This window comes from Robiginitalea aurantiaca (assembly GCF_030380815.1).
Classification (GTDB): Bacteria; Bacteroidota; Bacteroidia; order Flavobacteriales; family Flavobacteriaceae; genus Robiginitalea; species Robiginitalea aurantiaca.
In genome coordinates, this window is sequence record NZ_JAUDUY010000004.1 from 83,709 (window position 1) to 108,656 (window position 24,948).

General features: G+C 46.8%; 29 protein-coding genes and 1 pseudogene. 19 read left to right on the forward strand and 11 right to left on the reverse strand.

Features of this window, described 5'->3' with window-relative positions; genetic code table 11:
* Positions 1 to 85 precede the first annotated feature (85 nt).
* Complete coding sequence (locus tag QU605_RS09370; RefSeq protein ID WP_289725042.1) at positions 86 to 2,260, reverse strand: endonuclease MutS2; 2,175 nt, start codon at positions 2,258 to 2,260, stop codon at positions 86 to 88.
* A gap of 136 nt (positions 2,261 to 2,396) precedes the next feature.
* Here QU605_RS09370 and QU605_RS09375 point away from each other — a divergent pair, with 136 nt between their 5' ends.
* Both QU605_RS09375 and QU605_RS09380 read left to right on the forward strand, forming a co-directional pair.
* Positions 2,397 to 2,912 (forward strand): hypothetical protein, encoded by a 516-nt coding sequence (locus tag QU605_RS09375; RefSeq protein ID WP_289725043.1) that lies wholly within the window; start codon positions 2,397 to 2,399, stop codon positions 2,910 to 2,912.
* A 27-nt stretch (positions 2,913 to 2,939) separates the two neighbouring features.
* Complete coding sequence (locus tag QU605_RS09380; RefSeq protein ID WP_289725044.1) at positions 2,940 to 3,605, forward strand: uracil-DNA glycosylase; 666 nt, start codon at positions 2,940 to 2,942, stop codon at positions 3,603 to 3,605.
* Between the two features lie 98 nt (positions 3,606 to 3,703).
* Here the strand turns inward: QU605_RS09380 and QU605_RS09385 are convergent, their stop codons facing one another.
* From QU605_RS09385 to QU605_RS09405, 5 genes are all read right to left on the reverse strand, one after another.
* Positions 3,704 to 4,561 (reverse strand): substrate-binding domain-containing protein, encoded by an 858-nt coding sequence (locus QU605_RS09385; protein WP_289725045.1) that lies wholly within the window; start codon positions 4,559 to 4,561, stop codon positions 3,704 to 3,706.
* A 12-nt stretch (positions 4,562 to 4,573) separates the two neighbouring features.
* Positions 4,574 to 5,452, reverse strand: a complete 879-nt coding sequence (locus tag QU605_RS09390; RefSeq protein ID WP_289725046.1) for a nucleoside phosphorylase — start codon at positions 5,450 to 5,452, stop codon at positions 4,574 to 4,576.
* A gap of 1 nt (position 5,453) precedes the next feature.
* Complete coding sequence (locus QU605_RS09395; RefSeq protein ID WP_289725047.1) at positions 5,454 to 6,386, reverse strand: DUF1835 domain-containing protein; 933 nt, start codon at positions 6,384 to 6,386, stop codon at positions 5,454 to 5,456.
* 94 nt (positions 6,387 to 6,480) lie between these two features.
* Positions 6,481 to 6,813: a translation initiation factor gene (locus tag QU605_RS09400; protein ID WP_289725048.1), complete on the reverse strand. Its 333-nt coding sequence runs from the start codon at positions 6,811 to 6,813 to the stop codon at positions 6,481 to 6,483.
* A gap of 30 nt (positions 6,814 to 6,843) precedes the next feature.
* Positions 6,844 to 7,800 carry an isopenicillin N synthase family dioxygenase gene (locus QU605_RS09405; RefSeq protein ID WP_289725049.1) on the reverse strand — a complete coding sequence of 319 codons (957 nt, stop codon included), beginning with the start codon at positions 7,798 to 7,800 and terminating at the stop codon, positions 6,844 to 6,846.
* A gap of 107 nt (positions 7,801 to 7,907) precedes the next feature.
* On the opposite strand from QU605_RS09405, the gene QU605_RS09410 reads away from it, so the two are divergent.
* Genes QU605_RS09410 through QU605_RS09445 form a run of 8 tightly spaced genes read left to right on the forward strand, consistent with a single transcriptional unit; the run spans position 7,908 to position 15,587 of the window.
* Positions 7,908 to 9,884, forward strand: a complete 1,977-nt coding sequence (locus QU605_RS09410; protein ID WP_289725050.1) for an alpha-ketoacid dehydrogenase subunit alpha/beta — start codon at positions 7,908 to 7,910, stop codon at positions 9,882 to 9,884.
* A gap of 40 nt (positions 9,885 to 9,924) precedes the next feature.
* Positions 9,925 to 11,031, forward strand: coding sequence for an NAD(P)/FAD-dependent oxidoreductase (locus tag QU605_RS09415; protein WP_289725051.1), 1,107 nt, complete (start codon positions 9,925 to 9,927; stop codon positions 11,029 to 11,031).
* Positions 11,028 to 11,750 carry a methyltransferase domain-containing protein gene (locus tag QU605_RS09420; protein WP_289725052.1) on the forward strand — a complete coding sequence of 241 codons (723 nt, stop codon included), beginning with the start codon at positions 11,028 to 11,030 and terminating at the stop codon, positions 11,748 to 11,750. Before QU605_RS09415 ends, QU605_RS09420 begins: the two co-directional genes overlap by 4 nt.
* Entirely contained in the window at positions 11,747 to 12,802 is a 1,056-nt protein-coding gene (locus QU605_RS09425; RefSeq protein ID WP_289725053.1) for a type III polyketide synthase, read from the forward strand. The genes QU605_RS09420 and QU605_RS09425 overlap by 4 nt, the downstream gene beginning before the upstream one ends.
* A 5-nt stretch (positions 12,803 to 12,807) precedes the next feature.
* Positions 12,808 to 13,608, forward strand: a complete 801-nt coding sequence (locus QU605_RS09430) for an SDR family oxidoreductase (protein WP_289725054.1) — start codon at positions 12,808 to 12,810, stop codon at positions 13,606 to 13,608.
* A gap of 2 nt (positions 13,609 to 13,610) precedes the next feature.
* Positions 13,611 to 14,060, forward strand: a complete 450-nt coding sequence (locus QU605_RS09435) for a 3-hydroxyacyl-ACP dehydratase FabZ family protein (RefSeq protein ID WP_289725055.1) — start codon at positions 13,611 to 13,613, stop codon at positions 14,058 to 14,060.
* Positions 14,057 to 15,349, forward strand: a complete 1,293-nt coding sequence (locus QU605_RS09440) for a beta-ketoacyl-[acyl-carrier-protein] synthase family protein (RefSeq protein WP_289725056.1) — start codon at positions 14,057 to 14,059, stop codon at positions 15,347 to 15,349. Before QU605_RS09435 ends, QU605_RS09440 begins: the two co-directional genes overlap by 4 nt.
* Positions 15,336 to 15,587, forward strand: coding sequence for an acyl carrier protein (locus tag QU605_RS09445; protein WP_289725057.1), 252 nt, complete (start codon positions 15,336 to 15,338; stop codon positions 15,585 to 15,587). Before QU605_RS09440 ends, QU605_RS09445 begins: the two co-directional genes overlap by 14 nt.
* An 83-nt stretch (positions 15,588 to 15,670) precedes the next feature.
* On the opposite strand, the gene hpf is transcribed toward QU605_RS09445, so the two are convergent.
* On the reverse strand, positions 15,671 to 15,976 hold the full coding sequence (hpf, locus tag QU605_RS09450; RefSeq protein ID WP_289725058.1) for a ribosome hibernation-promoting factor, HPF/YfiA family: 306 nt from the start codon (positions 15,974 to 15,976) through the stop codon (positions 15,671 to 15,673).
* Between the two features lie 183 nt (positions 15,977 to 16,159).
* On the opposite strand from hpf, the gene QU605_RS09455 reads away from it, so the two are divergent.
* Complete coding sequence (locus tag QU605_RS09455) at positions 16,160 to 16,474, forward strand: hypothetical protein (protein WP_289725059.1); 315 nt, start codon at positions 16,160 to 16,162, stop codon at positions 16,472 to 16,474.
* A 6-nt stretch (positions 16,475 to 16,480) separates the two neighbouring features.
* On the opposite strand, the gene QU605_RS09460 is transcribed toward QU605_RS09455, so the two are convergent.
* A complete protein-coding gene (locus QU605_RS09460; RefSeq protein ID WP_289725060.1) occupies positions 16,481 to 17,449 on the reverse strand; it encodes a TerC family protein in 969 nt (322 codons plus the stop codon).
* A gap of 91 nt (positions 17,450 to 17,540) precedes the next feature.
* The gene (locus QU605_RS09465; protein WP_289725061.1) at positions 17,541 to 18,746 is read right to left on the reverse strand and encodes a multidrug effflux MFS transporter; all 1,206 of its coding nucleotides are present in this window, start codon (positions 18,744 to 18,746) and stop codon (positions 17,541 to 17,543) included.
* An 83-nt stretch (positions 18,747 to 18,829) separates the two neighbouring features.
* Between QU605_RS09465 and QU605_RS09470 the strand changes: the two genes are divergently transcribed.
* On the forward strand, positions 18,830 to 19,189 hold the full coding sequence (locus QU605_RS09470; RefSeq protein ID WP_289725062.1) for a DUF7009 family protein: 360 nt from the start codon (positions 18,830 to 18,832) through the stop codon (positions 19,187 to 19,189).
* A 6-nt stretch (positions 19,190 to 19,195) separates the two neighbouring features.
* On the opposite strand, the gene QU605_RS09475 is transcribed toward QU605_RS09470, so the two are convergent.
* Positions 19,196 to 20,101, reverse strand: a complete 906-nt coding sequence (locus tag QU605_RS09475) for a DUF6268 family outer membrane beta-barrel protein (RefSeq protein ID WP_289725063.1) — start codon at positions 20,099 to 20,101, stop codon at positions 19,196 to 19,198.
* A 247-nt stretch (positions 20,102 to 20,348) separates the two neighbouring features.
* Here QU605_RS09475 and QU605_RS09480 point away from each other — a divergent pair, with 247 nt between their 5' ends.
* From QU605_RS09480 to QU605_RS09495, 5 genes and pseudogenes are all read left to right on the forward strand, one after another.
* Positions 20,349 to 20,822 carry a DUF4251 domain-containing protein gene (locus tag QU605_RS09480; RefSeq protein ID WP_289725064.1) on the forward strand — a complete coding sequence of 158 codons (474 nt, stop codon included), beginning with the start codon at positions 20,349 to 20,351 and terminating at the stop codon, positions 20,820 to 20,822.
* A gap of 199 nt (positions 20,823 to 21,021) precedes the next feature.
* Positions 21,022 to 21,405, forward strand: coding sequence for a DUF4251 domain-containing protein (locus QU605_RS09485; protein WP_434967926.1), 384 nt, complete (start codon positions 21,022 to 21,024; stop codon positions 21,403 to 21,405).
* A 391-nt stretch (positions 21,406 to 21,796) separates the two neighbouring features.
* Positions 21,797 to 21,967 (forward strand): annotated as a pseudogene (locus QU605_RS15440) (DUF2568 domain-containing protein); the annotation flags it as partial.
* A 32-nt stretch (positions 21,968 to 21,999) separates the two neighbouring features.
* Complete coding sequence (locus QU605_RS09490; RefSeq protein WP_289725066.1) at positions 22,000 to 22,425, forward strand: SRPBCC domain-containing protein; 426 nt, start codon at positions 22,000 to 22,002, stop codon at positions 22,423 to 22,425.
* 99 nt (positions 22,426 to 22,524) lie between these two features.
* Complete coding sequence (locus tag QU605_RS09495) at positions 22,525 to 23,232, forward strand: VIT1/CCC1 transporter family protein (protein WP_289725067.1); 708 nt, start codon at positions 22,525 to 22,527, stop codon at positions 23,230 to 23,232.
* 195 nt (positions 23,233 to 23,427) lie between these two features.
* On the opposite strand, the gene QU605_RS09500 is transcribed toward QU605_RS09495, so the two are convergent.
* The gene (locus QU605_RS09500; protein ID WP_289725068.1) at positions 23,428 to 23,805 is read right to left on the reverse strand and encodes a VOC family protein; all 378 of its coding nucleotides are present in this window, start codon (positions 23,803 to 23,805) and stop codon (positions 23,428 to 23,430) included.
* Positions 23,806 to 23,928: 123 nt separating this feature from the next.
* Between QU605_RS09500 and QU605_RS09505 the strand changes: the two genes are divergently transcribed.
* Together QU605_RS09505 and QU605_RS09510 are read left to right on the forward strand one after the other, a co-directional pair.
* The gene (locus tag QU605_RS09505; RefSeq protein WP_289725069.1) at positions 23,929 to 24,429 is read left to right on the forward strand and encodes a DUF6265 family protein; all 501 of its coding nucleotides are present in this window, start codon (positions 23,929 to 23,931) and stop codon (positions 24,427 to 24,429) included.
* The gene (locus QU605_RS09510; protein ID WP_289725070.1) at positions 24,411 to 24,926 is read left to right on the forward strand and encodes a DUF1648 domain-containing protein; all 516 of its coding nucleotides are present in this window, start codon (positions 24,411 to 24,413) and stop codon (positions 24,924 to 24,926) included. Before QU605_RS09505 ends, QU605_RS09510 begins: the two co-directional genes overlap by 19 nt.
* The last annotated feature ends 22 nt before the right edge of the window (positions 24,927 to 24,948 follow it).

A 24,948-nucleotide genomic window follows, 5' to 3' on the forward strand; every position in this document is an offset into this window, starting at 1 on the left:
AGGGGGTACACCTACTTACGACCACCACCCCCGAATTAAGCAAATAAAAGAGCTACGGCAGCCTATGGCTTCGAATTATAAGGCTCTAACCCTTTGAGGATTCCACGAGTTCAAGCTGCTCCACGGAAACCTCCGTGGTAAATAACCCGTAATTCACAAATGCTTTTTGCTTTTCAATGCGGTCAATACTTCCCACGGATTTGCTGTCCTGAAGGCGTACCCGGTCACCAACTTTAAGGATGGGTTTCGGCTTTTTGTCTTCCGCTTTTTCGGCCGATTTCTTCTCAGCCTTCTTCTTTTTCCGAATGGTTTTTACTTCCTTTTCAAGTTCGAGCCTGGCGGCTTTGTCATCAACTGCTTTAACGGTTTTAACCTTTGAGGGCTTCGGTTTGCGCTTGCTGTTTTCCGTTTCCACGATTCTGAGCAAATCCGAGATAAGAGGCCGTTTCTTTTTGTTCTTATAGTATTTTTCAGCTGCCTTATCGATCCGGGTACCCAGGTGAATCATGCGTTGATTGTAGTCATAAAGCTCCTGATAGCTGCTTAGTTTTGCCTGTATTTTCTCATTGAGTGCTTCAAGTTTAAGTGCTTCGCTTCGCGCTTTGGATTCTTCTTCGTGCAAGCGGTCTTCGGTTCGGGCCATTTTGTTGCGTTCCTTTTGCAATTTGGCAATGGTTTGGTCGAAGCGCAGTTTTCCCCTGGCCACCTTTTTGCGGGCCTTGTTGATTAAACTATACGGAATGCCATTTTTTTGCGCGACTTCAAAGGTGAATGAACTCCCCGGTTGCCCCATTTCCAGTTGAAAGGTAGGTTCAAGGGTCGTGCTATTGAACAACATATTGGCATTTGAAGCCTCCGGCAACTCATCGGCCAGAGCTTTCAGATTGGCGTAATGCGTCGTGATTACGCCATATGCACCACATTCATAAAAGGTTTCCAGGAAGGTTTCAGCCAGTGCCCCTCCGAGTTCAGGATCGCTTCCGGTGCCGAACTCATCAATAAGAAACAAAGTATGCCGATCGCACTTACGCAGAAATCGATTCATGTTTTTTAGTCGATACGAGTACGTGCTCAAATGGTTCTCGATGGACTGGTGATCCCCTATATCTGTAAGGATTTGATTAAAAAAACAACAGGTACTGCCTTCCTTAACCGGTATGAGCATCCCGCTTTGCAGCATCAATTGCAGCAGTCCGATCGTCTTAAGGGTGATGCTCTTTCCTCCTGCATTGGGCCCTGAAATTACGATTATCCTGTTTTCAGGACTAAGCTCAAGGGTTTGAGGCCATGTTTTTTCGCCCCTCTTCTTGTTATTGAGCAACAGCAGGGGGTGATATGCCTCAAGGAGTAAGAGGGTGTCAGATTTGTTGATCTCGGGCAGCGTAGCGTCCATTTGTTTGGCCAGAAGGGCTTTTCCGGAACAAAAGTCAATTTCTGCCAGAACGTCCTGATACCCCTCTAAATCCGGAATAAAAGGGCGCAGTTCCCTCCCGAGTTCACGTAAGATCCGTTGGATTTCTTCCTTTTCTTCCAACAGATAGAGTTGCAATTCGCGCGATATAGCCACCGCCGCCTCAGGCGCAATAAAGACGATACTGCCTGTTTTCGATGTGCCCAGGGCACTTCCTTTGACCTTTCGGCGATACATTGCCTTAACCGCAAGCACTCTCTGGTTTTCCAGCGTGGATTCGCGAATCTCGTCCAGATAATCCAGTTTTGCATAACGCGAAAGAGCGGCATTGAAACTTTGATTGACCTTTCCCTGAAGCCTTCGAATACTGCTCCTGATGACCGAAAGCTCCGGGGACGCTGAATCCTTGATTTCTCCATGCCGGTCAATCACTACATCGATACAATCTGAAATTTCTTTTTTGTAAGGCGCCTGGCTTACCCATTTCTCGAGGGTTGGAAAATAGTCCTGGAACTTTTTCAGGAAACGCTGGTGATTCTTTATCAATGCTGTAATCGCCGAGAATTTTCGAAAAGCCTCTACAGGCAGAAGGCTATTTTCAATACGAAGGGCGTGCAGTTCATCATCTATAGCTTCAAACCCGTGATTGGGTAATTTGTTTTCACTTTCCAATGAACTCAGGTATTCCCTTGTCCGCTCCAGGGCTTCCAATAGGGTTGCCTCATCCTGAATGGGACTCATATTCTCTGCCAGGAATCTTCCGGGTCCGGTTACACAGTGGGATTTTATGAGTGTACAGATCTCGGGGAATTCAAGGTCTTCAAGGGTCTTTTTCGAGACTTTTTTCATAGGGTATGGAAAACACCCCAAAGTTACACATTGAAATTCATACCATCTACAGAAGTAGGATGGCGCTTTGTTTGACATTTCGCATTTTAAAAAGACAGGTCTTTTGCGTATCTTTAAGATAGCGTAAAATCAAGTCATGAGCCTCGAATCAAATTATGAATCAGCCGCCTGGACGCGCATCTACCGACTGCCGTATATGGTTGCTATGGCCATGGAAGGCGCAGGCAGGAGTGGGGTGACCGGTTCCGCCAATGAACGCATGGCGATGGTTCGAGGCCTGGCATCAGGGGTCAAAGACTTCCCGGAGAACCCCTTGATACGCAGCATTGTTCAGGCTTCCGGGGAAGAGAATCAGTTATTGAATGTTACTTCCAGGACGCATGACGAAATTCTCGACTGTCTTGCAGATATAGGAATTGAAGACCATTCGGGCCTTTTAAAGCATTTATATGCTATGGTCCCCACAGTTTTAACGGATCTCGGATCCCGGGAAACCTCCGATACCATTGAAGGCTATAAAACCTGGGTGCTCAATATTGCAAAAGGAGTCGCCAAGGCAGGCAAAGAAGGGGATTTTCTAGGTTTTGGGGGAGAGTGGTTTAGTGCAGAAGAACGTGAGATTTATAAGGAATTGATGACGCTTTTGTTTTGATTTCAAGCCAATGAACGCGCACGCAATATGAAGGTGTCTATCCACGGCGGTTGGGAGCCGGTTTTGGAACCGGAATTCAATAAGCCCTACTTCACCGACCTCGCCTCCTTCGTGCGGGGTGAATATCAAAACCATCAATGTTACCCCGGGGCAAGTGAAATCTTCGCTGCCTTTGAAGCCTGCCCCTGGAAGTCCGTACGGGTTGTCATACTCGGCCAGGACCCTTATCATGGCCCAAACCAGGCAAACGGGCTTTGTTTTTCGGTGCGGGACGGGGTGCGTCATCCACCTTCGCTAATCAATATTTTTCGTGAAATTCAAACAGATACCGGAACTGCTTATCCCGAAAGCGGGGATTTAACCCGTTGGGCGCAACAGGGTGTACTCCTGCTTAATGCAGTACTTACGGTGCGGGCCTCTGAGGCTGGAAGTCACCAGAAACAGGGATGGGAAACGTTCACAGATACCGTGATTCGAACCCTCTCAGAGCAAAAAAAGGGTTTGGTATTCCTGCTATGGGGTGGATATGCCAAAAAGAAAATATCCCTTATCAGCGGAGCGAAACACCATATTCTGACTTCAGGCCATCCTTCCCCCTTAAGTGCCAACAGGGGGCTGTGGTTTGGGAATCGACATTTCAGCAAAACAAATGCGCTTTTGCGCAGTCAAGATGACACCCCTGTCACCTGGTAATGCGCTCGTCCTTGTTCCATAATTCGCCTTATTCCCAATAGGGTGTCAGCGTTCTTGTGCCCATGAAATTTTAGTTCCCTGGTCGATCAAATCATAAATCAATGGGTTTGGAAAAGCAATGCATCTGGGGTTAAAAGATTGGATAAAAGGTTCAAATTATCAAGCGTTTTAATCACATTATCAATGTCTTGAATATCAATTTGATCCTGACTCCACTGCGTTAAGGAAAGCCATTCCTGCACGTCGCTTAACTTCAGGCCATAGTAATTTGAAAGCGTTCGGTCAATGCTAGGGATTTGCCTGAATTCAACTGTGTAACTATTGATTACTTCAAGAAGATCCGACAACAGTCCGGAATGCGCTGATGCAAATTCCGTTCTTACGGCAATGACAAAACAGGGCCAGGGGGTAGGACATACTCCGATTCGCCTGAAAACCTTTTGATCCACCAAGGGCTGGGTGGTGAACTTTTCCCACATAAAATAATCGGCCCGGGATGCTCTGAGGGCTTCAACAGCCCCGTCCAGGGTGTTAACCACTTCAAAATCCAGCGCATTTTCCGGCCACCTGAGGTTTTTGGCATTTACAAATGCCATGAGATGGCTTCCACTACCGTATCTGCTGATGGCTGCTTTTTTAAATGGCAGTTCTGCCACGGAGGTATAGGGGCTATGAAAGTCCACATGAATCCCCCAAAGCAGCGGAGAAGCGATGTACTCCTGAGCAATGACAGCCGGCAGCCCATCAGAAATTGCCCTTACAAGGCCTTCTGTGAGAATCACAGCGAGATCAGCTTTCCCCGTTTTGAGTAACTCTACCATCCGACCTGTTCCTTCAGGAACATCGGTCCATTCCAGGTCTATGCCGCGATCCTGAAAAGCGTTGTCATCCATGGCCAGATGCCACGGAAGATTAAAATGTTCCGGAACACCGACAATCTGTACTTTCTGATCCATACTTGTGTGATTTTATGTGCCCTGTGCAGCCAGGCGCTCGAGGGTATATCGTATCATATGGTCTACAGCAGCACTTGGGTCTGGGCTAAAGGTTCCATCAGAGCGGTTGGCCAGGATACAGTTTACAGATGCCGCCTTGTGCCCCAGAAGACGGGCAAGGCCAAAGATCGCTGCCGTCTCCATTTCCATATTGGTAATCCTCAGGTTTTTAAACCGGAATGAAGCTAGAGTCTGATTACTGTCCGCATCCGTGGCCATTAAACGCAGCGACCTGCCCTGAGGCCCATAAAAGCCAGGGTGGGTAGCCGTGAAGCCCCGCACCATATTTTCGGAATACAACAGCTCATTTAGCTCCGGATCGGCTTGGACGACATAAGGCACAGCCTTCAGGACTGACCAGTCTGCGTATTGGAGAAAAGCGTATTGAATGTCTGCCCTTTGAACGGCTTCACTCTCGTAAAAATGGAGCAATCCATCAAAACCAATCGCCAGATCACTCAAGACCAAGGTGTCTGCCGGTATGTCGGCCTGTATTGCGCCTGAGGTGCCCAAGCGGATCAGGTTAAGGATGGTAAGGGATTTACGTACCGCCCGTCCCTCAAAATCAATATTGACCAGGGCATCGAGCTCATTGAGTACGATATCGATATTATCCGTGCCGATACCTGTGGAAACCACACTAAGGCGACGTCCTTTGAAGGTGCCCGTATGGGTAGAAAATTCCCTCTTTGATTTTTTAAGTTCTATATGGTCAAAATACCGGGATACTTTGGGAACCCGGTCCGGGTCTCCAACTAAAATAACGGTTTGGGCTATGTCTTCAGGACGTAAATTGAGGTGGTAAACAGACCCATCCGGGTTGAGGATCAGTTCAGAGGCCTTAAGGGACATGTTAGAGCTTTAAAATCCGTCCCGCGTCGGTATTGTAGAGGTAGTTGTATTTAAGCGCGCCACCCAGGTAGGCATCGGTATCGCGAAGGGATGCGTAGTAATTGTCCTTATTTTGAAGGATTTCCCTTCCCTTTTTGCTTAAACGCACTGGGTTAAAGGAGTGGAATAGCGGTCTGATATTTTTGAGTATCCGCTCATACTGCGTATCTCCGAAACCATACCATCCCTGGTCGGCTAGTAAACTACCCATTAGGGCCTTCTTGGAACGCGGCTTCGTCGTCGCTGCGACCTGCAGAACCCTGTTCTCTATCTCGTTAAGTCCGTTCTTGATGGTCGGGAACCGATGGAGGTGCGTTTTAATGGCTTCTTCGAGGTAGTCAAACTGATACAGGTCAAAATCTGAGAGATTCTCCAGGCGTATAGGGTTGTCACTGCAATACAATTGCCAAACGTAATCGGCGTACTCAATATCGTTCTGACTCAGGGCCACCCTGGTTTCGAAGAGTTCCCTGATCCGTTCATCGCTCAATTCGTTTAAACCGTACAAATGATCCGAATCATCTTCATAACCCGAGCAGATAAGGGAAATCTGAACATGTCGGCGATGGGTTTTCAACCAGCTGATGACGGCCAGCATATTGATCTGGCAAAAAAGGTCATATTCAAACCAAAGAATAATCTCGTCCTGCTGTTTGTGATTGCACAGGCTCCGATATTCTTTTAGTGTTTTTTCAACAAACCAGGATTTGCTGACATTGTAGTTCTTGTGAAGGAAATCAAAACGCGTTTTCCAAAAGGCTTCGCTACCCACTGAGGTCTCCGTTTTACCCTCGCACAGCATTTCCCTCCAGGTAATAATCTCCCCCTTAAACTTCAGCTCTTTGAGCTTTGAGGTGAAATTATCTCCGTTGGTAATATGCAGTTGGGAACTCATGACGGCATAATTGTTAGGCTTCTAATCTTTAAATGTAGCATTTAATCGAAAAAAAAGAAAATAATTAACAGAATGACGCAACCTCTTGGGAAATTTATCCTCCCACGCGCTTCACTTTAAAGCCAAGATCCCTGAGGAATTCCATAATCTGATCCCGATAGTCTCCCTGGATAAGGATTGTTTCATTTTTAGAGGAACCTCCAACACCGAGGTGCTGTTTGAGTTGTCGTGCCAATTTCTTGAAGTCTTCCGCAGCCCCGGTATAGCCTTCCAGGACAGTAACAGGTTTTCCTTTGCGTTTTTCGTACTTGCACAGGATGGGTTCCTGTTGAATCCATAAGTCGGTATGCGGGTCAGCACTTAGGGCTTCCTGATCGGATTCCTCGTGATCCGGAAACAGATTTTTGAGTTGATCTTTTAAATCCATTCAGTCGGTTATTTGGGTGGTGATCGGTTTTTATTCCTGGTTTTTAACGAGACCCAGTTCCACCAGGCGTTCGTGCAGATACGCTCCTGCTGTTATATCTTCAAACGCTTTTGGATGAGCTGCATCAATACAGTTTGGGAGGCAGTTCAACGGCATTGAGCTCACCGGGTGCATAAAAAAGGGGATCGAATACCTCGAGCTTCCCCAGGCTTCCCTTGGCGGGTTTACCACCCTGTGGATGGTTGACTTTAATCGATTGTTGGAAAGACGCGAAAGCATGTCACCTACATTTATCATGAGTTGATCCGGACGCGCAATGGCATCGATCCATTCTCCTTCGTGATTTTGGACCTGAAGTCCTTTCCCGTGCGCTCCCATCAGGAGCGTAATTAAATTGATGTCACCATGAGCGGCTGCCCGGACGGCATTTTTGGGTTCTTCCGTAATTGGGGGATAGTGAATCGGCCTGAGGATGGAATTTCCATTTATGACAAAGTCGTCAAAATACGACTCCTCAAGGTCGAGGTGGAGGGCGAGGGCTCTAAGCACATAAATCGCCGTCTTCTCAAGCATCTGGTAGGCTTGTTTACCCACGGAGTTGAACTCCGGCAATTCGGCTACCTGAACATTGTCAGGATATTCTGAGGCCAGTTCTGAATCCCCTGTCACGTACTGCCCAAAGTGCCAGAATTCCTTCAGGTCCCCTTCCTTTCTGCCTTTGGCGTGCTCTTTCCCAAAAGACGTGTACCCTCTTTGTCCACCGATCCCGGGGATTTCGTATTGGGCCTTCACTTCCGACGGGAGGTCGAAAAAGCGTTTGATTTCTGTGTAGAGTTGGTTGACGAGCGACTCAGGCAGGAAATGACCGCTCAGGGCCACAAAGCCTATTTCCTCAAAGGCACCCCCAAGTTGGGCAACAAAAGCCGCTTTCTGTTCCGGGTCGTCCGAGATAAACTCACGTAAATCAACGCTGGGTATGGTATTCATGGGACACGGTTTTAGGTGAAACTCAAAGTTACTAATTATTGTTCCTTCTCAACTTCGATTCCTTAGATTTGTCTTTCAATGCGAATGACACAAAACAATAGTGTTTTATGAACTTCAAAACTCATAAGGTTTCAGAAACAACCCAGTTGCGCTTGTTTAAAGACATGCTCCTGTCGCGGTTGATAGAGGAAAAAATGCTGATTTTATTGCGGCAGGGGAAAATTTCCAAATGGTTTAGCGGGATAGGGCAGGAGGCTGTAGCTGTCGGTGTAACGGCAAGTCTTGAGGAGGATGAATTCATCCTTCCCATGCACAGGAATTTAGGGGTTTTTACAGGGAGGAACATTCCCCTGTACCGGCTATTTTCCCAATGGCAGGGAAAGATGAGCGGTTTTACCAAAGGACGGGATCGCAGTTTTCACTTTGGCTCCAAAGAACATCATATCGTCGGGATGATTTCGCATCTGGGCCCCCAATTGGGAGTGGCCAACGGGATTGCGTTAGGGCATTTGCTGAAGGGTGAAAACAAGGTCACGGCTGTTTTTACCGGCGAAGGTGCTACGAGTGAAGGCGATTTTCACGAGGCTCTCAACATCGCGGCTGTTTGGGACCTACCGGTCATCTTTTGTATTGAAAACAACGGATATGGACTTTCAACCCCCACCCGCGAACAGTTTCGTTGTGAAAACCTGGCAGATAAAGGTATAGGATACGGTATGGAGGCCCATATTGTGGATGGTAATAATGTACTGGAGGTATATACCAAGGTTAGTGAGCTCGCCGCCGACCTCAGGGATAACCCGCGTCCCGTGATGCTCGAATTTAAAACCTTTAGAATGCGCGGGCATGAAGAGGCAAGCGGCACCAAATACGTTCCAAAAAACCTGATGGATCAATGGGCTGCCCGTGACCCCCTGGAAAACTACACAGAACACCTCAGGAACTCGGGAATCCTGAGCGAAGCCCTGGAGGTTTCCTATAAGACTGAAATTGCACACCGAATCAATGATCACCTCGATAAAGCCTTCGGTGAAGACCCTGTTTCATTCGATGAAATAAATGAGTTAAATGATTTGTATTATCCTTTTGAATATAAGGCTTTTGAAAAAGATAGCACCATCAGGAATATTCGCCTTGTAGATGCTATTTCAGAGGGGCTGAACCTCTCGATGAAACAGCATCCCAATTTGATCCTGATGGGACAGGATATTGCGGAATACGGTGGGGTTTTCAAAGTGACCGAAGGGTTCCTGGAAACCTATGGGAAAGCCCGTGTCCGGAATACCCCCATCTGTGAATCAGCCATCGTATCCACGGCCATGGGCCTGGCCATTAATGGCATGAAGGCTGTGGTTGAAATGCAATTCGGGGACTTCGTGAGCTCAGGCTTTAACCCCATTGTGAACTATCTGGCCAAAGTACATTATCGCTGGGGACAACCCGCCGATGTAGTGATTCGAATGCCATGCGGTGCAGGTGTGGGTGCAGGTCCCTTTCATTCACAGACCAATGAGGCCTGGTTTACGAAAGTCCCGGGCCTTAAAGTGGTTTACCCGGCTTTCCCGGCGGATGCCAAAGGACTTCTGGCGACTTCGATAAACGATCCGAATCCGGTACTCTTTTTTGAGCATAAGGGCTTATACAGGAGTATTTACGGAGATGTGCCTGACGGTTATTACACCCTTCCCCTTGGGGAGGCTGCCCTTTTGAAAGAGGGGAGTGCCCTGTCGTTGATCACCTACGGGGCCGGCGTGCACTGGGCCTTGGAAGCGCTGGAGGAAATGGGGATAACGGATATAGATCTTTTGGATTTACGAACCCTTTGCCCTCTGGACATGGCAAGCGTTTTTAAATCGGTACGCAAAACAGGTAAAGTCCTGCTCCTGCAGGAAGATACTTTGTTCGGTGGGGTGATGGCCGATATTGCTGCCCAAATCGGAGAACACTGCTTTGAAAACCTGGATGCGCCCGTAAAACGCGTCGGGAGCCTTGAGATTCCGGTTCCTTTCGCAAAAACCCTGGAGTCCGGTTACCTTCCCCAAAATCGTTTGCGCAAAGCACTTACCGAACTCCTTGCCTATTGAAGACCATCCTGCCGATTCATAAAACCCGAAATGCGATCCGATGAAAACAACAGAAATTATCATTGTCGGTGGTGGATTGGCCGGGTTAACAGCCGCGCGAGAACTGGCGACCAGTGGTCGGGAGGTTGTTGTTTTTGAAAAACAGAAACTGCCACATCACAAGGTCTGTGGTGAATACCTGAGTAGAGAGGTCGTGCCCTACCTCGCACAAATAGGGGTTCCCCTGGAGGACGCCCCCTCAATAGATCGATTGGTACTCAGCAGCCCGGGAGGCAGGAGCCTTACCTGCCAGCTTCCCCTCGGGGGTATCGGCATCAGTAGGTTTGCACTCGATTATCGCTTGTTTCAGGCTGCCCAAAAAGCCGGCGTCAGCTTTGTGTGGGAAGCTGTAGACTCCGTAGTTCATAAAGAATCCGGGTTCAGGGTAATTACAAGGGGAGGCGAGTGGCAGGCAGAACAGGTTCTTGGAAACTGGGGGAAGCGCAGTGTCCTGGACCGCGTTCAAAATCGCAGTTTCTTTACGAAATCGAGTCCCTGGTTGGGCATAAAAATGCATTATCGGGCAACATACCCTTCAGACCAGGTAGGTTTATACGGATTTAAAGGGGGCTATGGTGGCCTTTCCGTAACCGAATCGGGGGCTGTAAATTTCTGTTATCTGATTCACAAAAATCGGTTTAAAGAAACCCCGGATCTGGAAGGCTGTACAAAAGGATTGTTAAGGGAACATCCGGCCCTGCACGAAGTCCTGGATGCCGCAGAGCCACTTTTTGATAAGCCATTGGGAATCTCAAACATCTATTTTGGGCACAAAGGCCTGAGCGCAAATCGCGTTTTAATGTCCGGAGACGCGGCCGGGCTTATTCACCCGCTCTGCGGAAATGGCATGGCCATGGCGATTCAGGGGGGTCGGTTGCAGGCAGAAGTGCTACAGGAATACCTGAATGGAGACTTGGCTGACCGGGAGCTCTTGGAAGCGAATTACAGCAACGCCTGGCAAAAGGAATTCAGGACACGCCTTTGGATTGGGGAACGACTCCAGAATGTTCTTGTTAGTCCTAGTGGTTTAAATCTGGGTATCCGACTCGGAGCCCGGGTTCCGTTTCTGCCTCGGGCGGTTATTCGTAAAACCCACGGAACCCTATGAGTTTAAAGGCTTTTAAAACGCGCAGCAATGCCCCTGAACTGATGGATGACCTGGATTTACCGGAATCCGAACTCAGGGCAGCCCTTGCAGACCTGAGAAAAGTCAACACGCTTTTAGGAGGGCATGCCGTGGGTATTGCCGGGCTGAAACCCTACCTATCCGAAGCTTCGGAAACGCCCTGCCATATCCTGGACATCGGCTGTGGAGACGGAGAATTCCTCAGGCATCTCGCATCCTACTGCCAAAAAAAAGACCTTAAGGTGAAGCTCACGGGCTGGGATCGGAATGCAGAAAGCCTTGAGGCTGGCCGGAAGAAAAACGGAAAGCAAATCCAGATATCCTATGAACTCAGGGATGTGTTGGAATACCCGGAGTTACCCGAAGGCCCGTTTATTATCATCTGCAACCTGTTTATGCATCATTTCAGGGATGGAGAAATCCTGAAAATGATCGGACACTGGAAACTTTCAGGGTGCAAAGCCATTGTTATCAATGATTTAGACAGAAACCCTTTGGCTTATTACTTATTTCGGCTATTTGGGGTTATTTTTATGAAATCAAAAGTTGCTATACACGATGGGTTAGTTTCCATCCAAAGAGGTTTCCGCAGTTCAGATTTAATCCATTACAGCCAGGCCCTGGGGTTCAAGGCCTTCCAAATTCGCTGGAAATGGGCCTTTCGCTATCTCTGGGTCCTTAACATGAATGAAAAAGAATGACTGATGTTCGTATAACAGGAGCTTCAAAAGCCCTGCCGGAGTATGCCCGTTCCACTGCTGAGATTCTGCCCTTTGTTCCCTTGTGGCTTGAGGGGGAATCGGATCGGTTAATTCGGAAGGCTGTAAAAATCTTCGAAGGGGCCGGAGTTGATCATCGCTATGGAATCATGGACGCAGGGGTGGTTTTTACGCCGCTTTCCTTTGAAGATCGCAACCGTATCTATGCCCGGGAAGTTCGAAAACTGGGGGAGGAAGTGCTTTCAAAAGCCTTGCAAAAAGCCGCATGGGAAGCACAAAGTATCGATTACCTGATCACTGTGAGCTGCACGGGGATAATGATTCCATCCCTGGATGCCTACCTGGTCAATGCGCTTTCCCTCAGGGGGGATGTCTGCCGGCTTCCGGTCACGGAAATGGGGTGCGCTGCCGGAATTTCGGGGTTGATTTACGCCTATAATTTCCTCAAAGCCAATCCTGGGAAACGGGCTGCCGTCATTGCGGTGGAAAGCCCCGCAGCAACTTTTCAGCACTCGGACCACTCCATGGCGAATATAATCAGTGCCGCGATTTTTGGAGATGGGGCTTCCTGTGTACTCATGACCTCTGAGCCCGAATCCACGGGGCCCAGAATCCTCGGTGAAGGAATGTACCATTTCCCAAATACAACGCATTTAATGGGGTTTGACCTGACCAACTCAGGGTTGAAGATGATCCTGGACCCTGCCGTTCCCTCGACTATTGCAGACCATTTTAACCCTATGCTGGCTCCCTTTCTGAAAGACCATGGAAAACAGCTTTCGGACCTGAACCATCTTATTTTTCATCCCGGGGGTCGGAAAATCGTTCAGACCGTCTCTGAACTCTTTAAGGACCAGCAGGCAAACCTGGACGATACCCGTGAGGTTCTTCGGTGCTACGGGAATATGAGTAGCGCTACCGTACTCTATGTGCTCGAGTGTTTTCTCGAGAGGAATATCGAAGCAGGGGAGCTGGGGCTTATGTTGAGTTTTGGGCCCGGATTTACCGCCCAGCGGATATTGTTGGAGTTTTAATTAAGATGAAGGAATTCAAAGAAAATACAGCGGATTTTGCACTGGTCATAGGCGGCAGCCAGGGCCTGGGCCTGGCAACGGTCCACAAATTGCTCCAGGAGGGCATTCCGGTCATTGCGGTGCATCGGGATATGCGGAAGGATCTGGCAGGGATACAGGTCCATTTCGACCGGTTTACAGGTATGGAAGTGCCTTTTTATTCCATTCACAAAGACGCAATACAGGAGAAAGGGCAGGAGGAAATCCTCAATGAAATTAAAGGGATTCTCAAACCCGATCAAAAAATCAGGTTGCTGGTTCACAGCATAGCCAAAGGGAATTTGAAACCTATGGATCCCGGTGAGGGAGTTGCTGCCCTGTCAGATGTTGATTTCAAACTCACCGGGGAGGCCATGGCTTATTCTATTTACAAATGGGTACAACTGCTCTTTCGGGAAAATCTTTTCTCGGGAGATAGCAGACTGGTTGCTTTTACCAGTGAAGGAAGCAACAGGGTCATTCCGGGTTACGGGGCGGTCGCGGCGGCAAAAGCGGCTATGGAGGCGATCATCAGGCAGATCGCTGTTGAGTATGCACCCAGAGGCCTTCGTGCCAATTGCGTTCAAGCCGGGGTAACCCCAACGGCGTCCATGAAACGAATCCCCGGGAGCGCTGAGCTATTGGCCCACAGTACTGATCGAAATCCTTTGGGCAGGCTTACCCGGCCCGAAGACGTGGCCAATGCCGTCTACCTTTTAAGTCGTTCGGAAGCCGCCTGGATAACCGGCACAGTAATTAAAGTAGATGGAGGGGAAAGCCTTTGCTGAGCATGGAAAACGCCTTTGACCATATCATCGCACAATTGCCCTACAGTTCTCCATTCCTTTTTGTGGATGGGTTGACGGGCCTTACTTCCGAATATGTAGAGGGGTATTACCAGTTTCGACCTGAGAGTGATTTTTACAGGGGCCATTTTAAGGATGCACCGGTTACGCCGGGGGTGATCCTCACAGAATGTTGTGCACAAATCGGCCTGGTCTGTCTTGGCCTGCATCTTATCGAAAATCATATTCATGCCGCCAAAGGTGTGATTGCCATGACGGAGTCCCAAATGGAATTCCTAAAACCGGTGTATCCCGGGGAGAAGGTTAGGGTGCGGGGCGAAAAAATTTATTTTCGATTTAATAAGCTCAAAGCAAAGGTGCGGCTGTACACCGCTGATGGCACCCTCGCCTGTAAAGGCCAGATTGCAGGCATTTTAAATTCCACAGAGGGATGAAGCGACGCGTAGTGATTACGGGAATGGGAATTTGCGCCCCGAATGGCATTGGACTCTCCGCGTTTCGCAGGGCCATGTTTCAAGGGGTTTCCGGCCTGAGGCACCTTCCGGAACTCGAGGCCCTGGGGTTCCGGTGCCAGGTAGGTGGCCTACCCCAGGTCTCAGAAGAACATCTGAATAAATACTTCACAAAAATAGATTTAAGAGGCTTACTGTCAACAGGTTTGATTTACGGAACGCTAGCAGGCATGGAAGCCTGGGCGGATGCCGAATTACCCCTGGCCGATCCGGAAAACCCCGACTGGGATTCCGGGATTATTTTTGGGACGAGTATTCTGGGGGTAGATAAATTCAGGGAATCGATGTTAAAAATCGATGCCGGAAATGTACGCCGCCTGGGCAGTACGGCTGTACCCCAGACCATGTCCAGTGGGATCAGTGCATTCCTCGGAGGTAAAATTGGGTGCGGGAATCAGGTGAGCAGCAATTCTTCTGCCTGTAGTACGGGAACGGAGGCGATATTGATGGGGATGGATCGGATCCAAAGCGGAAAGGCCGAAAGGATGTTGGCAGGAAGTTGCGGGGACAGCGGGCCCTATGTATGGGGTGGTTTTGATGCCATGCGCGTCGTTCCTTCCACTTTTAATCAAACCCCGGAACGTGCGAGCAGGCCGCTATCTGCCACGGCGTCCGGGTTTGTCCCGTCGAGTGGGGCAGGGGCGCTGGTCCTGGAGTCCCTGGATAGTGCTTTAAAGCGAAATGCACCCATATATGCTGAAGTCCTTGGCGGGGCGACGAATTGCGGGGGGCAACGCAGCGGGGGTTCCATGACGGCATCCAATGGGAAGGCTGTACAGCGCTGTATTTCAGATGCCCTTAAGATCGCCGGGGTGGCGTCCGGAGAGGTAGATGTTATCAACGGGCATCTCACGGCTACTTCGAGGGATTCCGAAGAAGTACTCAACTGGACGGAGGCCCTGGGTCTGAAAGGTGCTGAATTCCCTTATCTGAATTCCTTTAAAGACGTATTGGGTCATGGTTTGTCAGCCTCCGGAAGCATGGAATGCGTAGCTGCTGTATTGCAATTCGCGGAAAATAAAATTATTGGAAACAGGAACGCCAAAGACCTCCATCGAGAAATAAGCCGACTTATCGATCCTGAAAAAGTCCCGACAGAAAACGTACAGGTAGCCCCGAACGTGATCGCAAAAGCCAGTTTAGGTTTCGGGGATGTCAACGCTTGTGTTATCTTTAAGCGCTTTGATCGCGACAGCCATGAAAAACACTGAATCCTATAAGGAGGTTTTGGAAATTATCAGCCCGTATCTGCCTGAGGATATCGATCCCAAATCCGTTACCCTCAACAGTCACCTAATCGATGAGTTAAATATCAACTCCGCCCATTTGGTGGATATTGTCCTCGACCTTGAGGATCGGTATGACATTCAGCTGGAAGATGACGATATGCAGCAAATGCAAACCGTTGGGGATGCCCTTTCCATTATCGCTGCCAAAAAAGAAAAGTAAAATCCCAGGTTCCCGAAAATAGGCGCAACAAGGAATGCCCGTACAGAATACACTGGGCTACATCACATATTCACCGGGAAAAATCAGGCGCGGCTTTTCATTTTATCCTTTCGCTTCCTCAATTGGCGTTCGAGGTCGCTAATGGTCTCAGAAATGGAAACTTCAAAAGTGCCGTGGCTCGATTCGGCAAAAATCAAGGGACCCGGTACGCTTAACCGAATCTTACAGATCATTCCCGTTTCAGGACTTGTGGTGTTCTCTTTCTTAAAAAAGACTTCGGCTCGAATGACGAAGTCGAATTTATCAAAAAGCTTCTGGAGTTTTTTCGCGGTAAGTATTTCCAGGCGTTCGCTGGCTTTGACTGCATCGTACTGAAAGTTGATATCCATGCACTTCGTTTTTGTGAAATTTACATTTAGTTCCTTCAATTTCCAAATTTAAAAGGGGTAGAAAAATGACTTATATCATTATGGGATATCATATTCCCGACAATTGTACGTTAGCCCATGGGACACTGGTGTAAAGCCCTGTTAAAAAACGCGCCAGGGAGAACCAATTAAATACCAAATCTTATGATTACGACACAGTTAAAAAACGTTCCAGCCGCAATTCCCTTACGGTTTCAATTAGACCGGCTCAGGGTCCTTGGAACTCAGTTAAAAGGCTCATTGGGTCGGTATCGCCAGGAACCCCGGACCCGTGACCAGTTCGTCCGGAGAGAAATGCTAAGGTCCAGGCTTCAGACCCTTGAGAAACGCTGTAACGAATTTCGCGTCAGGGCCGAGAATGATGCCGCCCTTAAGGATCGATCCCTGGAGGAATTGGACCTGCTTAGACGGGAATTCAGGAATTTGGAAATGCAGGTAAAAGGATTTACTCAGCGGTAAGTACGCCTATTGGATCTCCGGTTCTTCTCCTTTATCCGGTTTTTTTTCCGGGAAATAAAGCGAAGCAAGGATACCCCCTGCCAGCGAAAGGACAATTACAGACAGTGAAATCCACTCAGGTATGTGGATATAGTGGGAGAGGAGCATCTTCATCCCTACAAATCCAAGGATTACCACGAGGCTGAAATTGATAAACCGGAATTTCGATAACATTCTGGATATCAAAAAGTACATGGATCTCAAGCCCAGGATGGCCAGGATATTCGAGCTGAAGACTATAAACGGATTTGCTGTAATGGCCAGAATCGCCGGGATGCTGTCGAGGGCAAAGAGTATATCAGTAAGTTCAATAATAATAAGGGCGACAAAGAGGGGAGTGGCGGCCCGGATCCCGAGGCGCCGGATAAAAAAGTGATTCCCGTCCATACTTGAAGTAATGGGGAAAACCTTAGAAATTTGCCGGAAAACCGTTGATTCTTTTGGATTAAAGTCGTGGGAATCCGCCTTGAGCATTTTAAAGGCCGTATAAAGCAGGAATACTCCAAAAACATAGATAATCCAGTCGATCTTATTGATCAGTGCCACGCCAAACAAAATCATCAGGGCCCTGAATACGATGGCCCCGAGAATCCCCCAGAAGAGTACCCTGTGCTGATAGATGGGAGGGATGGCAAAAGCGGAAAAAATCACGGCAATAACAAATACATTGTCAATACTCAGTGACAATTCGATCAGGTAGCCCGTAATGTATTTTAAAACAGCTGTTCCCGGGGTCAATCCAGTAGGGTTATCAACGAGATTTGCCGAAAAAAGCCAGTAAATCACCCCGCTGAAAGAAAGGGCAACCGTAACCCATATCGCTGTCCACATACCCGCTTCCTTGGAGCGGATCACATGGTCATTTTTATTGAAAACACCCAGATCCAGTGCCAGAAAGACAATAATACAAGCAATAAAGGCGATCCAGATCAGCATGGACTCAATATAGTTTTAGGTAAATATAAGAATCGAAAGCGCTCATTCCATACTTGTAACGATCTAAATGCATAGCAGGACTCAGGGTCATTCAGGTGAATATTCTTTTGAAACTATTTTGACTGGCCCCCAGAAGCAAAAGTGACACCAGGCCACAAATGAGGAAACCTGAAAATAAGGGAATAACTGTCTGGTCGAGGAAGCTGCCAATCCAGGAACTCAGGCTCACTGAGATCACGGTTGCCAGAAATCCCGTTATGGCGGCTCCAAGGCCAGCAATATGTCCGAGAGGCTCCATTGCCATGGCCCGCAGGTTACCAAAAAGAAAGCCTATGGCAAAAAACTGAAGGCACAAAAAGACCATTAGCACCGCTAATGGCGGGTTTGTCCCTCCATAATATAGCAGGATATAGAGCAAAGGTATTGCAGTAAAGGTCAGGAGGGAGGCCCCAATCAACCGCTGCATGCCGTATTTCAAAACAAGGGAGCCATTCACCAGGGTTGCACCGCCGATAGTTACGGCAAGTGCTGCAAATAAATAAGGAAACAAATCCACGACCCCATATTGTATTTCAAAAATTACCTGGGTAGTGCTCAGGTATACCAGAAAGGAACCGGTAATCAATCCCCAAATCAGGGTGAAAATTACGGTCTTCCGGTATTGCAGGACTTCCCTGAAACCGGTCCATAGAATGATGGGGCGGAAGGTTTTGCGATTTCTTACGGGCAGGGTTTCAGGTTGGCGTAGCCAAAACCAAAGCGCTACAGCGATCCCAAAGACTACCTGGAAATGAAAAATGGCCTCCCAGCCGAAGGCATCCAGAATGGCTTTACCCAGGGCAGGAGCAACGACGGGGATCAGGATAAAAATCGCGGTGACGAAAGACATAATCCGCGCCATAAAGTCTCCGCTGAATTTATCCCGGATCATGGCGATGCTCACCGTGCGCGGGGCTGAAAGGGCTACCCCCTGGAGAAATCTTCCGAAAACCATCCAGCCAAAATTTTCAGCGCTTACACAAATAAAACTGGCCACAATAAACAGGGCAAAGCCTATATAGACAACCGGTTTTCGGCCGATGCTATCCGAAACCGGCCCAAAAACCAGCGGACCGCTTCCCACGCCGAGAAAGAAAATGATAACCAGCCACTGATTGGTTACCGGATTCGTGTTGCCTACTGCTTTTCCAATCAAATCCAGGGCAGGCAAAAGCGCATCCAGCGAAAGGGCCACAGAGGCCATCAATGCGGCCATGAGCGTAATAAACTCAAGTTGCTTCTGTGGCTGTTTTTCCATCGGGCAAAGGTACGTTGTTTCTAACGAAGCCCGTGGATCTGGAAATAACATTAGTTGTATCTTTATGGGGATTAATAAGTATTATGAAAATCAGAATTGAAGATAATTCAGTGCGCTATCGCTTACGTCGGTCAGAAGTCGATTCGCTGGCTGAAAAAGGGAGTATATGGGCAACCACCCAATTTCCGGAAGGCAATTTTACCTATGGCCTTCGCACCGTCGAGGGGTTATCCGATCTCCGGGCATCCCTGGAGGGCAGCAGCATCGTCCTTGAGATCCCGGCGGACTGGACTGCCGACTGGCCGGAATCCTCACGTGTTGGATTTGAAACCGAGATACGCGTAGACGGGAAGGCCCTGCATTTGCTCATTGAAAAGGACTTTGTGTGCCTGGACAGGGACATTGCCAGCCAGACGGATCAGTTTCCGAATCCCAAAATCTGATCGGCCTCAGTCCGAAAAATTGTAGCGATAAATAAATCGGACTCCAAAAAGGAATCCATCCCCAACAGTCTGGTTTAAAGGGGTTCGGTTGTCATTGAAAAAGAAATTCGCAATCGAAACGCCCGCCGTATCCCGGGAATCATATACCCTGTAACTTCTGAAAAACGCGTATCCCGCCCTTACGGCCAATAGCAGGGAAGGCGTCAGGTCAAAGCGCAGGTAGGCCTGCAAATCATTGGAAATCCGTTGTACATATGATGACCCGAACTGTGGTGACTGCAAATCGTGGGTGGAGCCCAGGCTATCGAAATAAAGGCCGAGGCGCAGCTGATCGGAAAGCCGATAATTGACGTCTCCCCGGGACGGAAAAAAGATCCGTAATTCGTATCGATCCTCCGGGTCCTTCAGGTAAAAACTGGCCAAAGGTACCAGCATCCACCCATAGGATTCTTCACTGGCATAGATTCCAAAACCATAGGTAGCAGTAGGGGATTTCTGTTTTTCGAAGAGTTGGATGGTTGCAATTTGAAATCCACTTCGGTATTCATTCAGGGCAGAGGAAATCCGGGGTATCAGGTAGTGTAACCCGGACCAGTTATTCGCATAGGGAATACGCACCCCCAGTTGAAGTCCTACTTTAAAGACCCCTGTGGATCCGTTGCTATCAGGGTCCAGGCTAAGTTGGTTTACCGTTGTGCTGAGGCCCGGAAGTAATACCACATCCTTCTTTAAGGGAACCGGGAGGGTAAGGCTGATATCCGCATTGTGTATGTTGGTTTTCTGGTCGGAAAATTCAAATGAAGCAGGGGGGCTATAGTTGTACGAGGCGGTAACCAGGTCTATATATGTCTGGGACAAGGTTACAGGGCCACTGAGGATTATAAGAAACACTATAAGCCCTCTTTTTATCATTTAATTGATTTTCAGTAAGATACATATTTTTTTGAAGTGAAGACAGGGATATGCGATTTTTCCAAACCGTTAATTTAACAGGGGCTATGCCCAGGCAGAAGAAAAAGATAATCCGCAATTCTTCGTATCTTTTACCTAATAATCATGCTTTTGTAAAATGAAATTATCGGGACGAATTGGGAGTGTTTTCTCATGCTTTTTAGTGTTGGTCAGCCTGAATACGGCCTGTAAATCTGCTACAACTCCTATGTCTGAAGCAGAACAACAGCGACTGGACCGGATTATAACGGACCGCAATTTTACGATGATTGCCCAGTGGGCTGAACCCACTCCTGATGCGGGGATCAATGCTGCCGCGAATGCCGGGCTTTTTCCGCCGGGAAGCAGTCCAAACCGGATAAATCTCGGGGAGAATTCCAATTACCTTAAAATGAAGGGGGATTCCGTGTTTATCCAATTGCCGTACTACGGGGAGCGGCAGGTTGTTAAAACATACGGCCAGGCCGAGGGAATTAACTACGAGGGCCTGGCAAATGACCTGAAAATCAATCGAGATTCAGATCGCAATTATTACGATATTGATTTCAAAGCCAAAGACCGGGGAGAAAGCTTTATCTGCAACCTCAGGTTATATGGGGGTACACGGGGTTTGCTGACCATTCAGAGCAATCAGCGAAATCAAATCAGGTATGATGGAACGATAACGATAGCAAAAGAATGAACCGCCACCGGATTTGTCCATTTATCTGGAGCGTTTAAAAATCCCTAAAGCGTCAAACATTATTTAGTTTTCAAGCAAATCAGTCATCATGAACAATACAGGTAAAATCATCTATAGTTTATTCCTCTCTGTGAATCTCTTGTTGCTTATGGGATGTGGTGCCTCAAAGGAGCCCATAACGGAAGCGACCTGGGAGCAGATGGAAAATATGGTGGAAGGACAAAATTTCACCTTTGTCGCCAAGACCATTGAAACCATGCGAACCGGTTCCGCCAATCGGATTGACAATCCGGGTTATCTGAAATTCGAAGGGGATCAGGTGGATATGGATCTCCGGTATTTTGGGTCGAGCCAAATGAGCCGGAGTTATGGTACTGCAGAAGGATTGCGCGTGGTAGGTACGGCCAAAGATCTGAGCAGCAGTCGCAATACAGCTACGGAATCCGTAGACCTCAAATTCAGCGTGGTCAATAAATCAGAAACCCTGCAATGCAACCTGAGGATTTATTCCGGCAAACGAGCAGTTCTTGATGTCAACAGCAACCTGCGCAGTTCCATTCGCTACGATGGAATCATCCAATAATTTCTATTTCGGCTTTTCTTTAAAACAAAATCACAAAACCCAAACAGGGAAGACCACACCCATATCCTGATATTTTCTATTTGACATAATATAAATTATGGTTCAAATACGTCAAATCCCGTAATACGAAGTATTCAACATAAAATGAGTTATAACCCGCATGGAATATAACGTCCAGGATTTTATGTTGAGGGATTTGCACGTTCCTTATGGTTCAATTCCACCAATTCCCGCAATACGAAGTATTTGGCATAAAATCAGTGATGACCTGATAAGGACATAACGTTACCGATTTTATGTCAAGGGAATTGTTTTATTACAGTTATTGTAAGGTTGTAAAAATGATTGATATCAGGTTTGATAACAGGGATATGGTTCTGGACAAACTGTTGTTGTAACTTCTGGAATTGTGAGATTAGTTATTGAATTAGCAATATTTGTATTGGCGACAATAGCAATATTCAACTCTGGACGACAAAAAATTAGCTATGCTTTTGCTCTTATTGTTATTATTCATTATTTAACCTCTTATGATAGAATTCTTTGGCTTTTGGAAAATTAGAATCACTTAAATGTTTTAAAAAATAATTGTTTATGGCAAATAAAGAAATAAAAACATCGATTGAAATTTCAGCTTCTCCGGAGTCAATATGGAAAATTTTAACCGATTTTGAAGATTATGAAAATTGGAATCCATTTATAACTAAAATAAGTGGAGAACAAAGAAAAGGAGGAAAATTGAAAGCATTAATAGGTGGCATGAAATTTAAACCATTGGTTTTGAAATATGACGATAATAAGGAATTAAGGTGGTTAGGAACTCTATTTTTAAAAGGTCTATTTGATGGCGAACATAGCTTCCAAATCATTGATAATATGAATGGAACTTGCACTTTTTTACAAGAAGAAAAGTTTAACGGAATCTTAGTTGGCCTTTTCGCTAAAAAATTAGAAACTGATACAAAATCTGGCTTTGAGCAAATGAATCTTAAACTAAAAGAATTGGCTGAACAAAAGTGACTACTGACAACAATGTATATGAAATCATAGCGGCCTATCATCGGCAGGCTAAGAGTCATATACCAACCGTTGTGCGTCATTTAAGAATAATGAATGATAATGAAAAAAATAACAATAGATAATTATTTGGATAGCCACTACATTCACCGAAGCAATTGGTTAAGAGCTGCAGTTTTAGGAGCAAATGATGGGATTATTTCTATTTCAAGCCTTGCCATAGGTATTGCCGCAGCTAGTTCAACAAGAGAACCTGTTGTTTTAGCAACAGTCGCTGGACTCGTGGCAGGTGCATTATCTATGGCGGCAGGAGAATATGTATCTGTAAGTTCACAAACCGATACTGAAAAAGCGGACATAGAAAGAGAAATTAAGGAACTTGAAGAAATGCCAGATGAAGAGTTAAATATATTGGCTCAAATCTATGAAAAAAGAGGGCTAAAAAGTGAAACAGCACGTCAGGTGGCAAAGGAACTAACTGAAGCAGATGCCTTAGGAGCTCACATTAGGGATGAACTGGGAATTAATGAAATAAGCAAGGCAAACCCTATTCAAGCTGCACTAGCATCTGGCGCAGCCTTTTTGATTGGTGGTGTTTTACCACTATTAATGATTCTTTTCGCCCCAATAAAAGAAATGGAATATTGGCTGTATGGGTCCACCATCATTTTCCTAATGATTTTAGGAGCAATGGCTGCAAAAACTGGAGGCTCAGATATTAAGAAAGCAATTGTCAGAATTACTGTTTTGGGAACCATTGCCATGGGACTTTCTGCATTGGTGGGTTATCTTTTTGGTGTAAATGTTTAAAAATTAAAAAATAGAAAAGCATTTAAAAAACGAAAGCACAACAATGGCCATAAGTAATTGCTTGTTCTCACCTACTTCTGAAAATTCAAAAGGATTTTCAGTTCCGTGCATACTGGAATAGTTAAGTCCTTACCCAAACAACTAATAATAACCTTGGCAGTTAGCAAGAACCCACACTAGACATTCCTATTCCCCTCAACCCACCCGCCAAGGCGGATTAACCCGGTTCTCCCCCGCATAATACAAAATGAGCTGATTCCCATCGGGATCTTTAAGCCTGGCCTCTTTCCATAAATAAGGCTGCTCCGTGGGCTCCTGCTCAAAAACAATCCCTTTTTCCTGTAACAAACGAACCTGATCCTCAAGATTTTCACATTCAAAATACACGTAGATCCCATCACCCGTGGGCAATGCTTCGGTACGGTGAATGGAAAAGGTTGAAGCCCCATTCGGGCATTGAAATCGGGCATAATGTGGTAATGCCTTTACAATTAATTGTAACCCCAGTGTTTCATAAAATGGGATCGCTTTTTCCAAATCTAACGAAGGAATAGTGATTTGATTTAAATCCATGGATTTAGATTTTATGTAATTTCATAGGCCAAACAGGATTCCGGTATCTCAACCCTTTAAAAGTTGAATGCTATAAAAATATCCTTTTTACACCAGGGAACACGAAATGAATACCCGCATCTTATGAGAACATTCACCCTCCTTGCCCTGACCCTATTACTCTGCTCCTGTAAGCAGGCCCCAAAAGATCAGTCCATTGAAATCGAAAGCGCCACTACCCTGTCGACTTCTGAGGTCTCCTTTAAGTGGCTCATGGGCTGCTGGGAGCGCACCAATGAAGCAGAAGGAAAAGCCACCTTTGAGTTTTGGGAGCCGGTAGATGAAACGGAATATTCCGGTTTTGGATTTACCCTCCAAAATGGAGATACCATCTGGCAGGAGCGCATGCAGCTTAAAAAGGACCAAGGTATCTGGGCACTGCATATAAAAGCGCCCGAAGACCCGGAACCGGTCGTTTTCAGGATGACCCACTCCGATAGTCTGGGCTTTACCTGTGAAAACCCTGAAATTGCATTTCCACAAAAAATCAAATACTGGAAGAGCGAAAATGGCATTCAGGCTGCAGTATCTGATAGTACAGCTGTAATCCCTTTTGAATTTAGCCCATGGAAAGACCAAAATTGAAAATTAAGTTGCAGCCTATAGATAATGTGATCGAATGGATTGGAATTTTAGGGCTCGTGATTCTGATAGGCCTGCCAATCTATTTTTATGACCAACTGCCTGATATTATTCCAACACACTTTGGGGCCAACGGAGAAGCTGATGCCTTCAGTGGAAAAGGAATGATTTGGACCCTTCCAATAATCGGATTCGTAATGTTTATGGGATTATTTTGGCTCAACAAGCACCCCCATAATTTCAATTTCCCTCAAAAAGTAACAAAGGAAAACGCCAAAAGATTATATACCACTGGAACCAGGATGATTCGGACTTTGAATGCTTTGATTACCTGGCTATTTACCTATATCACCTATTCCACCATACAAGTGGCCATGGGAAATCAGTCAGGTTTAGGCAAATGGTTTTTGCCGGTTTTTATGATCTCGACTTTAGGAACTACTGCATATTTCTTATACAGGTCCATGAAAAAAGATCCGCAAACCGCTGGGAACAAATAAAAGGACTATAAGGCAACTTCAA

Excerpts from the sequence above, each read along its gene's own strand:
- QU605_RS09370 (WP_289725042.1), bottom strand. The coding sequence starts at position 2,260 with ATGAAAAAAGTCTCGAAAAAGACCCTTGAAGACCTTGAATTCCCCGAG.
- QU605_RS09375 (WP_289725043.1), top strand. The coding sequence starts at position 2,397 with ATGAGCCTCGAATCAAATTATGAATCAGCCGCCTGGACGCGCATCTAC.
- QU605_RS09380 (WP_289725044.1), top strand. The coding sequence starts at position 2,940 with ATGAAGGTGTCTATCCACGGCGGTTGGGAGCCGGTTTTGGAACCGGAA.
- QU605_RS09385 (WP_289725045.1), bottom strand. The coding sequence starts at position 4,561 with ATGGATCAGAAAGTACAGATTGTCGGTGTTCCGGAACATTTTAATCTT.
- QU605_RS09390 (WP_289725046.1), bottom strand. The coding sequence starts at position 5,452 with ATGTCCCTTAAGGCCTCTGAACTGATCCTCAACCCGGATGGGTCTGTT.
- QU605_RS09395 (WP_289725047.1), bottom strand. The coding sequence starts at position 6,386 with ATGAGTTCCCAACTGCATATTACCAACGGAGATAATTTCACCTCAAAG.
- QU605_RS09400 (WP_289725048.1), bottom strand. The coding sequence starts at position 6,813 with ATGGATTTAAAAGATCAACTCAAAAATCTGTTTCCGGATCACGAGGAA.
- QU605_RS09405 (WP_289725049.1), bottom strand. The coding sequence starts at position 7,800 with ATGAATACCATACCCAGCGTTGATTTACGTGAGTTTATCTCGGACGAC.
- QU605_RS09410 (WP_289725050.1), top strand. The coding sequence starts at position 7,908 with ATGAACTTCAAAACTCATAAGGTTTCAGAAACAACCCAGTTGCGCTTG.
- QU605_RS09415 (WP_289725051.1), top strand. The coding sequence starts at position 9,925 with ATGAAAACAACAGAAATTATCATTGTCGGTGGTGGATTGGCCGGGTTA.
- QU605_RS09420 (WP_289725052.1), top strand. The coding sequence starts at position 11,028 with ATGAGTTTAAAGGCTTTTAAAACGCGCAGCAATGCCCCTGAACTGATG.
- QU605_RS09425 (WP_289725053.1), top strand. The coding sequence starts at position 11,747 with ATGACTGATGTTCGTATAACAGGAGCTTCAAAAGCCCTGCCGGAGTAT.
- QU605_RS09430 (WP_289725054.1), top strand. The coding sequence starts at position 12,808 with ATGAAGGAATTCAAAGAAAATACAGCGGATTTTGCACTGGTCATAGGC.
- QU605_RS09435 (WP_289725055.1), top strand. The coding sequence starts at position 13,611 with ATGGAAAACGCCTTTGACCATATCATCGCACAATTGCCCTACAGTTCT.
- QU605_RS09440 (WP_289725056.1), top strand. The coding sequence starts at position 14,057 with ATGAAGCGACGCGTAGTGATTACGGGAATGGGAATTTGCGCCCCGAAT.
- QU605_RS09445 (WP_289725057.1), top strand. The coding sequence starts at position 15,336 with ATGAAAAACACTGAATCCTATAAGGAGGTTTTGGAAATTATCAGCCCG.
- hpf (WP_289725058.1), bottom strand. The coding sequence starts at position 15,976 with ATGGATATCAACTTTCAGTACGATGCAGTCAAAGCCAGCGAACGCCTG.
- QU605_RS09455 (WP_289725059.1), top strand. The coding sequence starts at position 16,160 with ATGATTACGACACAGTTAAAAAACGTTCCAGCCGCAATTCCCTTACGG.
- QU605_RS09460 (WP_289725060.1), bottom strand. The coding sequence starts at position 17,449 with ATGCTGATCTGGATCGCCTTTATTGCTTGTATTATTGTCTTTCTGGCA.
- QU605_RS09465 (WP_289725061.1), bottom strand. The coding sequence starts at position 18,746 with ATGGAAAAACAGCCACAGAAGCAACTTGAGTTTATTACGCTCATGGCC.
- QU605_RS09470 (WP_289725062.1), top strand. The coding sequence starts at position 18,830 with ATGAAAATCAGAATTGAAGATAATTCAGTGCGCTATCGCTTACGTCGG.
- QU605_RS09475 (WP_289725063.1), bottom strand. The coding sequence starts at position 20,101 with ATGATAAAAAGAGGGCTTATAGTGTTTCTTATAATCCTCAGTGGCCCT.
- QU605_RS09480 (WP_289725064.1), top strand. The coding sequence starts at position 20,349 with ATGTCTGAAGCAGAACAACAGCGACTGGACCGGATTATAACGGACCGC.
- QU605_RS09485 (WP_434967926.1), top strand. The coding sequence starts at position 21,022 with ATGGAAAATATGGTGGAAGGACAAAATTTCACCTTTGTCGCCAAGACC.
- QU605_RS09490 (WP_289725066.1), top strand. The coding sequence starts at position 22,000 with ATGGCAAATAAAGAAATAAAAACATCGATTGAAATTTCAGCTTCTCCG.
- QU605_RS09495 (WP_289725067.1), top strand. The coding sequence starts at position 22,525 with ATGAAAAAAATAACAATAGATAATTATTTGGATAGCCACTACATTCAC.
- QU605_RS09500 (WP_289725068.1), bottom strand. The coding sequence starts at position 23,805 with ATGGATTTAAATCAAATCACTATTCCTTCGTTAGATTTGGAAAAAGCG.
- QU605_RS09505 (WP_289725069.1), top strand. The coding sequence starts at position 23,929 with ATGAGAACATTCACCCTCCTTGCCCTGACCCTATTACTCTGCTCCTGT.
- QU605_RS09510 (WP_289725070.1), top strand. The coding sequence starts at position 24,411 with ATGGAAAGACCAAAATTGAAAATTAAGTTGCAGCCTATAGATAATGTG.